The sequence below is a fragment of the Pseudoduganella plicata genome, assembly GCF_004421005.1.
GTDB classification, from domain to species: Bacteria; Pseudomonadota; Gammaproteobacteria; order Burkholderiales; family Burkholderiaceae_D; genus Rugamonas; species Rugamonas plicata.
The window spans coordinates 1748116-1760956 of record NZ_CP038026.1 but is presented as its reverse complement, the minus strand read 5'-3'; the positions used below and the strand labels follow the sequence as shown (position 1 = coordinate 1760956).

General features: G+C 62.9%; 8 protein-coding genes. 7 read left to right on the top strand and 1 reads right to left on the bottom strand.

Features of this window, described 5'->3' with window-relative positions:
* Positions 1 to 147: 147 nt before the first annotated feature.
* Positions 148 to 891: a GDSL-type esterase/lipase family protein gene (locus E1742_RS07715; RefSeq protein ID WP_134384338.1), complete on the top strand. Its 744-nt coding sequence runs from the start codon at positions 148 to 150 to the stop codon at positions 889 to 891.
* A gap of 32 nt (positions 892 to 923) precedes the next feature.
* Positions 924 to 1961 (top strand): bifunctional acetylxylan esterase/glucomannan deacetylase AxeC2, encoded by a 1038-nt coding sequence (gene axe2C, locus E1742_RS07710; protein ID WP_134384337.1) that lies wholly within the window; start codon positions 924 to 926, stop codon positions 1959 to 1961.
* 58 nt (positions 1962 to 2019) lie between these two features.
* Here axe2C and E1742_RS07705 read toward each other — a convergent pair whose 3' ends face one another.
* Positions 2020 to 4467, bottom strand: a complete 2448-nt coding sequence (locus E1742_RS07705) for a TonB-dependent receptor (protein WP_229466624.1) — start codon at positions 4465 to 4467, stop codon at positions 2020 to 2022.
* A gap of 651 nt (positions 4468 to 5118) precedes the next feature.
* Here E1742_RS07705 and E1742_RS07700 point away from each other — a divergent pair.
* The 5 genes from E1742_RS07700 to E1742_RS07680 all read left to right on the top strand — a co-directional run bounded on the left by E1742_RS07700 (position 5119) and on the right by E1742_RS07680 (position 12841).
* Positions 5119 to 5892, top strand: a complete 774-nt coding sequence (locus E1742_RS07700) for a GIN domain-containing protein (RefSeq protein WP_229466622.1) — start codon at positions 5119 to 5121, stop codon at positions 5890 to 5892.
* Positions 5893 to 5954: 62 nt separating this feature from the next.
* Positions 5955 to 6710, top strand: coding sequence for a tetratricopeptide repeat protein (locus E1742_RS07695; RefSeq protein ID WP_134384335.1), 756 nt, complete (start codon positions 5955 to 5957; stop codon positions 6708 to 6710).
* Between the two features lie 184 nt (positions 6711 to 6894).
* Positions 6895 to 9645, top strand: a complete 2751-nt coding sequence (locus tag E1742_RS07690; protein WP_134384334.1) for a type VI secretion system Vgr family protein — start codon at positions 6895 to 6897, stop codon at positions 9643 to 9645.
* Between the two features lie 33 nt (positions 9646 to 9678).
* Positions 9679 to 11466, top strand: coding sequence for an esterase/lipase family protein (locus tag E1742_RS07685; protein WP_134384333.1), 1788 nt, complete (start codon positions 9679 to 9681; stop codon positions 11464 to 11466).
* Entirely contained in the window at positions 11444 to 12841 is a 1398-nt protein-coding gene (locus E1742_RS07680) for a T6SS immunity protein Tli4 family protein (protein WP_134384332.1), read from the top strand. The genes E1742_RS07685 and E1742_RS07680 overlap by 23 nt, the downstream gene beginning before the upstream one ends.

Here is a 12841-nt window from a genome sequence, read left to right as displayed (position 1 = left end):
TCGCGGCTGTCGCAGTGCCGGCGGCCGGAGAACCGCACGAATCGTGGCGGGCCGGGTCAGACCCGGCCCGCAGGGGCGCGGCTGGAACCGCGCGCCGCGTGGCATCGAAGTAGAATTATCCCATCAATGAAAACAAAGGAGACAGGGATGCGGATGAAGACGATGACGGCGCTGGCGTTGCTGTGCGCCGCCGCTGCGGCGGGTGCGCAGGATCAGGTGCCGGGCCAGGTGCGCCAGTGCGCCACCAACGTGGAACCGCGCAGCGTGGAGTTCCCGTGGATGTCGATCGAGCGATGGAACGGGATCAACAAGGACAAGACCGCGCTGGCGGCCAAGGGCGATGTCGACGTGCTGTTCCTGGGCGACTCGATCACGGAAGGATGGCCCAGGAGCGAGTGGGACAGCCACTTCGGCAACTATAAAGCCGCGAATTTCGGCATCGGGGGCGACCACACGGGCAATGTGCTGTGGCGCCTGCAGAACGGCGGCATGGACAGGCTGCGCCCGAAAGTCGTCGTGCTGCTGATCGGTACCAACAACTTCGGCCTGTGCGGCGAAGGGCCGGACCAGGTCTATCGCGGCATCGCCTCGGTGGTGTCGTCGCTGCGCCAGATTTATCCGGATGCGAAGATCCTGCTCAATGCCGTGCTGCCAGTGGAACCCAATCCCGACCACCCCCGCCGCCTGAACGTCGTCAAGGTCAATCGCGACGTGGCAAAGCTGGACGACGGCAAGCATGTGTTCTTCCGCGACTATGGCCGCAAATTCATCCAGGCGGACGGCACGATCTCGCCGCGGATCATGCCCGACTACCTGCATCTCACGGAGGAAGGCTACAGGATCTGGGGCGACGCCATGCGGCCCGACATCGACCGCCTGATCAAACAGTGAGGATGAAAACGATGCGAGCGATAAGGCATCCGATGAACGCGGCCCTGGCCGCGTTTTTTTGTTTCTCCGGCCTCGTTCACGGGGCCGAATCAATGTCCGCGGGCGACGCGAGGATCGTACGGATGGGGCGCACCGTCGACGCGGACGCAGGCGCCGTACGTTTCGCCTATCCCGGCGTCAGCTTCTTCGTGCGCTTCGAGGGCACGTCGCTTGCGATGGATGCCGCCAGCACGGGCGTCAGGAGCTACCTGGACGTCGTTGTCGATGGCGCCGTGCGGACGTTGCACCTGGACCCGGTGGCACGGCGGTATGTGCTGGCCGATGTCTTGCCGCCCGGTGTGCACACGGCGCAGGTACTTCATCGCTCCGAGACGTGGCACGGCACGGTCACGCTGACGCGCTTTGCCACCGACGGCGGCTTCGTCACGCCACCCGCGCTGCCGGCGCGCCGGCTGCTGTTCCTGGGCGACTCCGTCACCTGCGGCGAAGCGCTGGAACGTACGCCGCCCGGGCCGAAGCAGCCCGTCTGGTGGAATCCGCGCGTCTCGTACGGCATGCTGGCCGGTGCTGCGCTGGGCGGGCAGGTGCAGCTTGTCTGCCACGGCGGCCGCGGCCTCGTGCGCAGCTGGGACGGCAGGACGGACGAGTTCAATCTGGGACGGCTATACGAGCTGGCCATTGCCGATCCGGGCCGGCCGGAAGGCTGGGATCAACGGCGCTATGCGCCGGACCTGATCGTCAGCGCCATCGGCACCAACGATTTCAATCAGGGGTTACCGGAGCGCGAGGCTTACGTCAGCGAGTACGTGAGGCTGGTGCGGACGTTGCGGCGCGATCATCCGCAGGCGCGCATCGTGCTAACGGAAGGGGCGATCCTGGATGGCGAGAAGAAGGCGGCACTGCGCGCGTACCTCGACGAGACGGTCCGGCGGGTGGCCGATGCATGGGTCTCGCGCGTCGTCTCGCGGCACTATCCTGGCGACGCGGCCGATGCGCATCCGACGCGGGAGCAGCATGCGCGCATGGCCGACGACCTGGTGCCGCAGTTGCGGGAGGTGATGGGGTGGTAAGGCTTGAGGCAGCGGGGACTGGCACGTTCAGGTGCCAGTCCCCAACCGCGCAAGACCATCAATACTCGCCACCCACGCGAATACCGAACATGCGCGGCTCGACGTAGTAAGCCTTCATGAAGCCGCCGAACACGGACTCCCGGTTCTGCGCGGCGTGCTTGTCCGCCACATTGCGCACGTACAGCTCCGCGTGCCACTTGTCGCTCGGCGCATCGAGGCGCACCGACGCATCCGTCATCGCGTAGGCTTTCTGGAAGCGGCCGACGGTGCCGAAGTCCGAGTTGCGCAGGTCGAAGTAGGCCTTGTCGCGCCAGTTCACCTTCACGTACGGCGTGATGCGGAACCCGCCCGGCAGCGAGAACTCCTGCGAGAAGTTCAGGTTGACCTGGAACTTCGGCGTGTTCGGCAGGTGGTTTCCGTCGATGTTGTACAGGCGGCGGCCCTGCAGTTCCTTTTCCGGCCCGTTGTAGATCGGCGGGCAGGGTGGCAGGCCCAGTTCCGTGCGCACGTCGCACTGATAGTCATCCGAGAATTCGCGGAAGTCGTGCACGTCCGTGTTGATGTAGGCGATGCCGCCGCCGAAGCGGGCGCCGCGCCATGGCCGGTAGTCCCATTCCAGTTCCAGGCCCGGGATGTCCACCTTGCCCACGTTGATCGTGCGCCAGGCTTCGTACACGTCGCACTTGGGCTGGTCGGTCGGGCAGGGCAGGCCGTTATCCGGGATGATCTGGTTGATGAAGTAGGTGCCCGTCAGCTGCATGTCCTTGTACTTCATCCAGAACGCCGTGGCCGACAGCGACAGCCGGTTGTCCAGGAACTTGCCCTTGTAGCCCAGTTCGAAGTTCGTCACCTGTTCCGGACCGTACGGCAGGAACGTGACGACACCCGGCTTGCCGTCGGCGCACATATGGTAGTTGCAGCTGTCCGTCTTGTCGGCGAAGCCGCCGGCCTTGTAGCCCGTCGAGACGGAGGCATAGGCCATCTGGTTCGGCGTCATCTGCTTCTGCAGGCCCACGCGCCACGTCACCTTGCGCCACGTTTCCTTGTGGTCGTTCGACGTCGGTGCGCCGTACAGGTGGTAGGCCGCGACGCTGCCGCCCATTGCGTCCGTCAGGTCGGTGCCGTTGTGGACGCGAAAGCCCGGCGTACCCGGCGTGCCCTGGCTGTACAGGCCATTGTAGTAGGCCGGGTCGCCCTTCCAGTTGGCGCCATACACTTCGCCGCCCTTGTCCTCCTTGCTGTCGATGCTGTAGCGCGCACCCAACGTGCCGGTCCACGACGGCATGAACTTCCAGTCGGCCTGCGCGAACACGGCTTTCGCATCGACCTGGCGGTTGGGCTGGTGGTACAGCACCGAGCCTACGTCGCCGTAGGGCTTCTGGATCGTGTGGGTCTGTTCGTAGTCGATGCGGTTACGCTCGTGCATCCAGAACAGGCCCGCGACATACTGCACATTGCCCAGTGTCTGCTTCAGCTGCGCCTCGTGCACCGTCGACAGGTAGCGCGACGACAGCGTGCGGTGGAACGAATCCGTCAGCGGCCACGTGCCCCAGTTGCCTTCAGGCGTGTTGGGATACGCGCCATTGATCTGGAACGGCGCCGCATGCTGCATGCCCATGTCGTCGTCGGTGATCTCGGAGCGCTTCTGGTCCGCGACCTGGAACGTGTAGTCGAAGGTCGTCGTCGGGTTGATGGTCCACGACAGGCCGGTACGCAGCGTGCGGATCTGCATGTCCACCTGGCCCGGCACGTTGACCAGCAGGTCCCACTTGCCCGTGCCCGGTGCGCACTGGTAGCGCGTGCCGGCGGAAGCCTCGCAGTCGCGGAACGGCGCGCCGCCGGCACCGTCGTCCTGGAAGTGTTCGTAGGCCGCTTTCAGCGTCACGTCGTTGTTCACCTTGTACAGTGCCGACAGGCGCGCGGCCCACTGGTCCTGGTTGGTGTAGTACTTGTCCTTGCCGATCGGTTTATTGAAGCGCTGGTCCACGTCCGGGATGCCGTCCGGGACCCAGCCCAGTTGCGGCGCGTTCGCTTCCGACAGGTCGCGCATCTGGTTGGCGTAGCCGTCGCGTTCGACTTTCATGAACGTGCCGCGCAGGGCCAGCCGGTCGTTCACCTTGACGTTCTGCACCAGCGTCACCTGTTTCTTGCGGTAGTTGCCGATGTCGACTTCGGCCTTGCCGTAATTGCCCGAGAAGTCGGGCTTGGCCGAGATGACGTTGACGGAGCCGCCCGTGGAGTTGCGGCCGAACAAGGTGCCTTGCGGGCCGCGCAGCACCTCGACCTGGTCCACGTCGAACATCAATGCCTGTGCGCCCTGCGGCCGCGGCGAGTACATGCCGTCCACGTGGAAGCCGACGGCCGGGTCGCCCGTCTCCGTGAAGTTGGTTGACGTGATGCCGCGGATCGTGATCTGCACGGCCGAGTCGAGGCCCGTACTCTGGATGACGACGTTGGGAATCTCGCCCGTCAGGTCCTTCAGGCTGGTCGCGCCCTTGCGGCTCAACTGCTCCTGGCTGAAGGCGGAAACGGCCAGCGGCGTCTTCAGCAGCGACGTCGAATACCGGGTGGCCGTGACCTTGACCTCGGGGATCTGGTCGCCGCTCGATATAGGTGTACTGCGCGGTGCGCCGGTCGGGGCTTCGGCGGGGGAGTGGCATTGGGGTCGGCCGCAGCGCCGCCGGCCTGGGCAAAAGCGGACAGCGCAAACAGGCTGCAGGCGCTGGCCACGGCCAGGCTCATCAAGCTTCTCTTGGTGGGATGCATCTCGTCTCCTCGTTGGAATGTAGGCCACTGCCGGGCCTCTTTTTCAGCCGTTCGAGTATTGCATTTCAAAAAACACAAGATCAAGCGCTTCGAAAAAACGGGCCGCAGTTTAATCACTTTTACTAAACACGGGATGGCTAGCGCTTTCCGGGCAATGGATTGCCCTGTGGAGGCGCATCAGGCGCGGTTTTCGCGTCGCCGGCAAAGTTGCGCGACAGCGGCTGCCATGCCGCGTCCTGCACCGCCTTTGCGGCGTCCGGTCACGTATTTCCGCAGTTCGTCGCAATTGCCGTACGACGGGACGGCGAGGCCGATAAGATGGCGCAATCGATAATGTTGCCCGCCGGCCGTGCGCCACCCGCCGGCCAGCCCCGCCATACAAGGAGAACACATGACCACACCAATTCGCCCCCTGCCGCTGATCCAGACGCTGATGTTGTGGGTACTGTGCTCGTGCACGGGACTCGTGGCGGCGCAGGAAGCGGGAGAAGACCGGGCCGTGGACAACCGCATCGTCCGCGTCCGGCTGGACGGTATCGTCGACCTGCGCGTACGCCAGGGGGCTGTGGCCACTTTGAGAATCAGCGGCGATCGGCGCTATCTCGACAAGGTGACGGCGGAGCAGTCCGGCGACACGCTGGTGCTGGACACCGCCATCCAGGGCGTCCGGCTGAACCGGCCGTCGCTGCGGGCCGAGCTGGTGCTGCCACAACTGCGCGAGCTGGTGTCGGAGGGGCTGGGGTCGAGCGAAGTGTCGGGCTTCAAGGGCGACGAGCTGGACATCACGCTGGACGGCGCCGGCAGCATGAAGCTGACCTCGGAGTACCGACGCCTGCGTGCCAGCCTGGGCGGTGTGGGCAGCATGCAGCTGTGGGTCAGGGACAGCGACAGCGTCGAGCTGGACCTGCGCGGCGCCGGTTACGTGACGATGGGCGGGCGCAGCCGCCTGTTGCGTGCGTCGCTGGGCGGACTGGGCGGGCTCAATGCGCAGCAGTTCGAGGCCGGCTCCGTCAGCATCGACCTTTCCGGCCTCGGCAATGCCACCGTCAACGCGCGCACCAACCTCGACCTGAACCTGTCGGGACTGGGCTCCGTCATCGTCTACGGCAAGCCGCTCAACCGCAACGTCAGCGTCGATGGGCTGGGCCGCGTCAGCTGGAAGTGACGGTTACGCGCGGCGGACCTCAGAGACAAGCAGAACAAAAACGAATGTAAAAAACCTTGCAAATGAAAAAACTCGGACAACTGATCGTGGCGATCGGCATCGCGCTGGCCCTGCATGGGAACGCACTTGCCGGTTTCGTCGAAGGCGCTACCGCGTACAACAACAGGAACTACGCGGTGGCCTACAAGGAAATCCTGCCGCTGGCACGCGCCGGCAGCGCCGACGCCCAGCATCTGCTGGGCCTGATGTACTACATGGGCCGCGGCGTGCAGCAGGACTACAAGCAGGCGCTGGCCTGGCACCGCAAGGCGGCGGTGCAGGGCAAGGCGGACGCGCAATACGTCGTCGGCGCCATGTACTACACGGGCAACGCCGTCATCCAGGACCACCAGCAGGCCGTCAGCTGGTTCCGCAAGGCGGCCGAGCAGGGCCACGCCCAGGCGCAGCAGGTGCTGGGCCTGATGTACCGCTATCACATCGGCGGCGTGCCGCAGGATAACGTGCTGGCCTACATGCTGTGGAACCTGGCCGCCGCCAGCGGCAACGCCAACGCCGCCGAACAGCGCGCCTCCGTCATCAAGCAGATGACGGAGGAGCAGATCGAGGAGGGACAGGCGTTGTCGGCCGCGTGGAAGCCCGGGAAGCCGTTGCCGCGCAGTTCGCGGACGGGGGAGGGTAGTCGGCATGCCTGGGCCGGGCACTCGCAAGCCATTTCCCGGCCATTTGAGTTCCGCTTCCTGCGGCTGAGCGTTCCGCGCGCCGGTCGCCATCACCTCTGCCGGGCGCCCTTACTGGCGCCCGCGTATCTCTTCGTGTAGATCGCCCCGCCTCTCGTCCCGTATCTCAATCGGTATCTCATCCCGTTGGCCCTGGCTGATGAGTGTCAACATCCCCATCCTGTCGATCTGCATAATAGGCCTTGCGTTAATTGCCGTACGGAAATTATCTGTGCGCCGATATATTCGGTTCCGTCCAATCGACGGATCCCGCCAAGGAGTCCCAATGGATCTGACGGAACTGGCAGCGACGATCGTAGAACTCTCCGGGGCCCATCGGCCTATCCGCCTGAAAACGTCTCAATCGAATGCGGCTTTGGAAGATGTTCTGCTGGTTCAGCATGTGAGCGGAACCGAAACCTTGTGCGGGGGGCTGGAATATCGGCTGTTGTGTGTGTCACCTCGTGCGGATCTGCCGTTAAAACAGTTCATCGCAGCGCCGGTTGAGCTGCAGTTCGTGACCGATCGGGGCGAGCTTCGCGCCGTCTGCGGCATCGTCGCGCAGGCTGCGGCCGGGCAGAGCGATGGCGGTCTGGCGACCTATCAGCTGGTGGTGCGCGACGCTCTGGCGATGATGGAGCATCGCACCAATACCCGCGTTTTCCGCAACTGCGACGAACTCGAGATCACGAAAGTTATGGTCGACGAATGGCGGGATACCAACGCTGTGCTGGCAGGGGCCTTCGAGGTCGATTGGGCGCATGTGACCGGCAGCTATCCGGCGCGGGAATTCACGATGCAGCACAACGAGTCCGATGCCGATTTCCTGCGCAGGCTGTGGAAGCGCCGCGGCATTGCGTGGTTCGTCGAGCCTGGGCAGCCCAGCGACTCGCCCGACGCGAGCATGCCGGTGCATCGGCTGGTACTGTTCGACGATGCCTGCAGCCTTGCAGAGAACGTCGCTGGCACGATCCGCTATCACCGGGACGCCGCTACGGAAGAGCACGACACGGTCACAGCCTGGAACCCGGTGCGTACCCTCAAACCCGGCAATGTCACGCGGTCGAGCTGGGATCACGCATCGGCGCGTTTCCGCACCAGTGCAACGCCATCGTGTATCGATCAGGGTGAGCTCGGCAATCAGTTCGCGCTCGGCCTGGAGGACTACCTGATCGACGAGCCCCACCCCGGTGACGACGGCGACCATTACCGCAAGCTCGGCGACCTGCGCATGCAGCGACACGAGTTCGAGTCGAAATGCTTTTACGGTGAAAGCAGCGTTCGCGCTTTGCGTGTGGGCCAGTGGATCGGTCTGGCCGGCCATTCCGAGATCGATACCCATCCGGAGGCGGAGCGCCAATTCGTTATCACCCAGCTCGAGATCGATGCGCAGAACAATCTGCCCAAGGCGCTCAGCGAGCGCGTCCAACGTCTGTTTGCATTGAGCAGATGGCACAGCGAAGCCGCCGATAACGGCCTGCGGCAGGCCAGCCGGGAGCGCGACATGCGCTATACCAATTGGTTTTCCTGCGTCCGCAGGGGAATACCGATCGTTCCGGCTTTCGATGCGCGCAAGGACCTGCCGCAACCTCGATTACAGACCGCGATCGTTGTCGGTCCGCCGGGCGAGGAGGTCTACTGTAATGAGAATGGCGAAGTCAAAGTGCGAATTCCCGGCACCAGGGTACAGGATCACCGCCACGCCGGAGATGCCGGCGCCAGCGATACGGACCGCGACTCGGGCTGGGTACGCGTAGCCAGCAGCTGGGCCGGCGATCGTTGGGGGGCGATAGCGCTGCCGCGAGTCGGTGACGAGGTCATTGTCGACTTCCTGGGCGGCGATCCCGACCGGCCGATCATTGTCGCGCGGGTTTATGGCGGTACCGCGCCGCCGCCTGCGTTCAGCCACACCGGCGCGCTGCCTGCGAACCGGTTCCTGGCGGGGATCAAGAGCAAGGAAGTGCAGGGTGTCCGCTGCAATCAACTACGGCTGGACGATACCCCTGGCCAGATCAATGCCCAGCTCTCATCGGATCACGGTCACAGCCAGCTGAACCTGGGCTGGCTGACGCATCCCCGCAGCGAAGGCAGGGGTGACGCGCGTGGCGAGGGCGCCGAACTGCGCAGCGACCAGGCCGTTGCGGTACGCGGCGCGCATGGCGTCCTGATCAGCGCCGCGGGGCGCCCTGGGGCCGGCGGCAAACAGCTGGACAGGGCTGAGTTGACAGGCCTGGTGGAAGCGTTGCGCGGCGTCCAGCAGCAATTGGCGGAGTTGTCGCAAACCCATCATGCCGACGATACCGACGGCACGGGTCTCGCACAGTTGCTGGGTTACCTGAAGCAATGGGAGGCCGGCAGCAACACTGAACGCGAAGGACCGGGCGAGGGCGGCAAGCCCGTCGTTGCGGTTTCAGCGCCGGCAGGTCTGGCGATGAGCAGCCAGGCCAACGTGGCGATCGGTGCGCAAGCCCAGGTTGATCTGGTCAGCATGGGCAACACGCAGCTGTCGGTCGGCAAGAAGCTGCTGGCGCGGGTGTCCGACAGCATCAGCCTGTTTGCCCACAGGCTCGGCATCAAGCTCATCGCGGCCAGCGGCAAGCTGGAACTGCAGACGCATGGCGGTGACATCGAAGTGACCTCGGCGAAACGTCTCGTGTTGACAGCCATCGACGAAATCGTGCTGCAGGCGCCGAAGTTGCGCTTCGTTGCGCAAGGCGTCCAGGTCGATCTGGGCGGCGGCGCCATCACGCAGCAAAGCAGTGGAGACCACACGATCAAGTCCTCTAAATTCGCTCACCTGGGCCCCGGCAGCAGCGAGCTGCCGGACGTAAAGCTGCCCGCCAGCACGGCAAACCACGATCAGCAAACGGTGTTGCGATGGGTCGGTACCGACGAACCGATGAAAAACCAGCGCTATCGCATTACGACGGAAGACGGCCGGACGATCGAAGGACGTACCGACAGCAGCGGTCTGACGGAGCGGTTTCAAAGCACAATTCCGTTCGGCCGCTACACCGTCGAAGCCCTGGATGACTGAGCGCAGGCATCGAGACGACAAGGAGAGCGATACATGACCAAAGCAGAACATGCGCTGCCGGCTGAGCAAAGCGGCGATGCGGTTTGCAGGGCCGAAGGCTTTGCAACGCCGGAACAGGATAAGAAGCCCCAATGCGCGAGATTTCTGCCGAAGCGCGTCTTGCCGATAATTTTCGTGCCCGGGATTATGGGGTCGAATCTGCGGATGAGTGCGGAACGCCAGGCGCTGCTGAAGAGGAAAAACAACATTGCGTGGCGGCCGGATAATCTCGGTGCCACGGATGCCTACGGTGCGTCGAACGAAAAACCGCGAGATCGCCAGCTGGCGCTCGACCCACTGTGCACCACTGTGGATATTTACAATCCTAAAGGCCCGCCCGACATCAGTGGGGACGTGCGGCACGATAACGTCAAGCTCGACAGCGATTTCCCTTCCCCCTTTCTGGTCGATGATCCCCCTACGATGAAAGAGAGGCGTACGGCGACGCAGAAGGCAAGATCCCGCGGTTGGGGCGAAGTATATTTCAAGAGTTACGGCGAGCTGTTGCAGCGCATGGAATCGCGCCTCAACAATACCTTCGCTGATGGCCAGCTGCGGCGCGAATGGCGCGATGTGGTTGATGCCGATACCACTGCCTGGCGACCGGTGCCGGAGCTGCCGCAAGCCCCCCTTACCGAAAAGGAGCTGAAAGAGGTCGCCACTGGCTGCTGGTTTCCCGTCTACGCATTTGGCTATAACTGGTTGCAATCGAACGGCGACAGCGCCCGGGCGATAGCAGAGCGGATCAACCGCGTAATCAAGCAACTCACCAAAAGCGGTTATGAGTGCAACCAGGTTATCGTCGTGACGCATTCGATGGGCGGACTGGTCGGGCGCGCCCTGGTGCACCCAGGAATTGGCAAGTTGCAGGATAGCGTCGCCGGGATGGTGCATGGCGTGATGCCGGCAATCGGTGCACCGGCTGCCTATAAGCGGATCAGGGCCGGGTTCGAAGATCCTGGCCTTGTGAGTAGCCCACAGGGAAGTATTGGTGCGAAGGTGGCGGGCAATCACGGTGACGAGGTGACGGCGGTACTGGCGAATTCGCGCGGCGGGCTGGAACTGTTGCCCAGTGAAGCTTACGGAAACGGCTGGCTGCGGGTGCAGCACATGGGGGTGGAACTCGACTCGTGGCCGAAGCAGGGCGATCCGTACAGTGAAATTTATAAGACACAAGGCAAATGGTACTCGCTGCTGCGGCCGGAGTGGATTAATCCGGGCGGGCTAGATCCGAGGGAAGGCGGCGGAACGCTGAAAAGAACATTCGACTATCTGGATCTTGCTCGAGGATTTCACCGAAAGATATCCAGCACTTTCCACGCCACCAGTTACGCGCATTATGGCGCGGATGCCGGACGGCAGAGCTTCGGCGAAGTGGTCTGGGAAATCAGCGAATACTGCGCCGATACGACCGGCTGGCGGGACTGGCCCATCGTGCACGACACCAAGCAGGGCAAACTCGAAGTGGCGAGGTGGGAAAAGGATAAGCCCAATACGCCTTTTTCGAAGCGCTTCAATTTTGGGCGGCCGGCGTCGATCTATGCCACGTTGCTGCCGCCAGACGCGCCTGGCGATCAGACCGTACCCGCCAAATCGGCTGATTATCAGCTGCTAAGCGGCAAGTTCAAGGGAGTATTCCGTCAAACCGGCTATGAGCATCAGTCCAGTTGCAAGGACAGGCACGTGATTGCTTCAACGCTATATTGTATCGTTCGCATTGCCCAGCAGGCGAAGTGGGTGTGTGTAAAGGAAGATAAACATGAATTTGATTCGATCAGTTAGCTTTGGTTTTCTCGCCATTTCATGCGTGAGCCTTACCGCCTGCAACTACCGCTCGCCACAGTATGGAGCCCCAAATATGACCGCCCTCACGCCCCGTCTGCAGACCGCCTTTGAAAAAACCAAAACGGTTTGTTTTGGCCGTTTTATGGTTGACGTTCCCGAATCCGCTATCGTTGCCTGGGGGCACGCCTCCATGGTGCTTGGTATTGATTTTTACCAAGGAGGGGCGAATGCAGTGATGGTGGAAGCGATGGAATTTTCTAAGGAACTAAAGGCTACTGAAGCCTTGTATCACGATAATATTTCTATGTTCATCACGGAGGAAGACTCCATACAGCCTCCGGGAAGGATCATCACCGGCCTGGAATCATTTGATGCACTTAACGGATTGCAGATCAAAGGCTACTATCGTTGGGGAGAGGACGGCTTAGTAGTCTCGGCTCGGCCGCTTCGGGACGATCTGGCGGAGACTGTTGCGGAAATAAAGAGCATCACTCAGCGCCTGCGCTCGAGAGAGGAGCATGAGATACCTATGGAGCCAGGCAACTGCCTCGAGTATTCGTTCCTACGAGATAAGGCTGTCGCCGATGCAGAACCCCCGATCGAACATGTTCGCATCGGCTTCCGCCTGAAAGAATTTCCAGACACCCATCTGTCGATCTACATTGCGCCACCGAATCCATACAACGCCGAGAGCGACACCCTCGAGTGGCAGCTTGAGAAGCTGGAGAAAGAGCATACGGCGGAGAGCTCAAATCATCCTTTGTTGAAGACAAAATATTTTCGTAGAGGTCCGCGTCAGATCCACGAGTGGTCGAATGGATGGGAAGCCTTGTCGCGTTCGCCGGACCAGCCAGGCGTACACGGCATTCACGATTTCGTCATGGATGTGAAGGGAGTACTCAAGGATGTCTACAAACCCTATGCCGATATCAAGATGCAAACCGGCGTCGCCGACAACGCCGCCGGCGCCGTGAAACCCAGCCTGACCGACGACGAAGCGGTCGCGGTATGGGACAGAATCACCAGCAGCATCCGCGTTCGCCCGACCACTGCGCCGGGCACGACCGCAGCCGGAAGCCCCACGCCACGCGAACCTCTGGGTGCGGTTGCCGCGACGGGCAAGCGGTGTCCGCAGGATGGCTGGTGGGAACCGACCGAAACGGGGCTGCCGCAGGGCGGCCGTCGCGAGAAGTTCAAGGCCGGCCAGACGTTGCCGCCGTTGGTCATGGCGGGTCCGCAGAGTTGGTGGCAGAAAATCCGGGGCGAACGTCCCGCGTTCAGCGCGGCGACGGTGTGGAAGCTGGTAGCCTATGACGACAAGGCGGCGGCGACAAACGCAGCGGCAACGAAGTCGCCCGAGCGGGAGAACTGA

Coding starts and splice junctions, on each gene's coding strand:
- axe2C (WP_134384337.1), top strand. CDS start 924: ATGAACGCGGCCCTGGCCGCGTTTTTTTGTTTCTCCGGCCTCGTTCAC.
- E1742_RS07700 (WP_229466622.1), top strand. CDS start 5,119: ATGACCACACCAATTCGCCCCCTGCCGCTGATCCAGACGCTGATGTTG.
- E1742_RS07715 (WP_134384338.1), top strand. CDS start 148: ATGCGGATGAAGACGATGACGGCGCTGGCGTTGCTGTGCGCCGCCGCT.
- E1742_RS07685 (WP_134384333.1), top strand. CDS start 9,679: ATGACCAAAGCAGAACATGCGCTGCCGGCTGAGCAAAGCGGCGATGCG.
- E1742_RS07680 (WP_134384332.1), top strand. CDS start 11,444: ATGAATTTGATTCGATCAGTTAGCTTTGGTTTTCTCGCCATTTCATGC.
- E1742_RS07690 (WP_134384334.1), top strand. CDS start 6,895: ATGGATCTGACGGAACTGGCAGCGACGATCGTAGAACTCTCCGGGGCC.
- E1742_RS07695 (WP_134384335.1), top strand. CDS start 5,955: ATGAAAAAACTCGGACAACTGATCGTGGCGATCGGCATCGCGCTGGCC.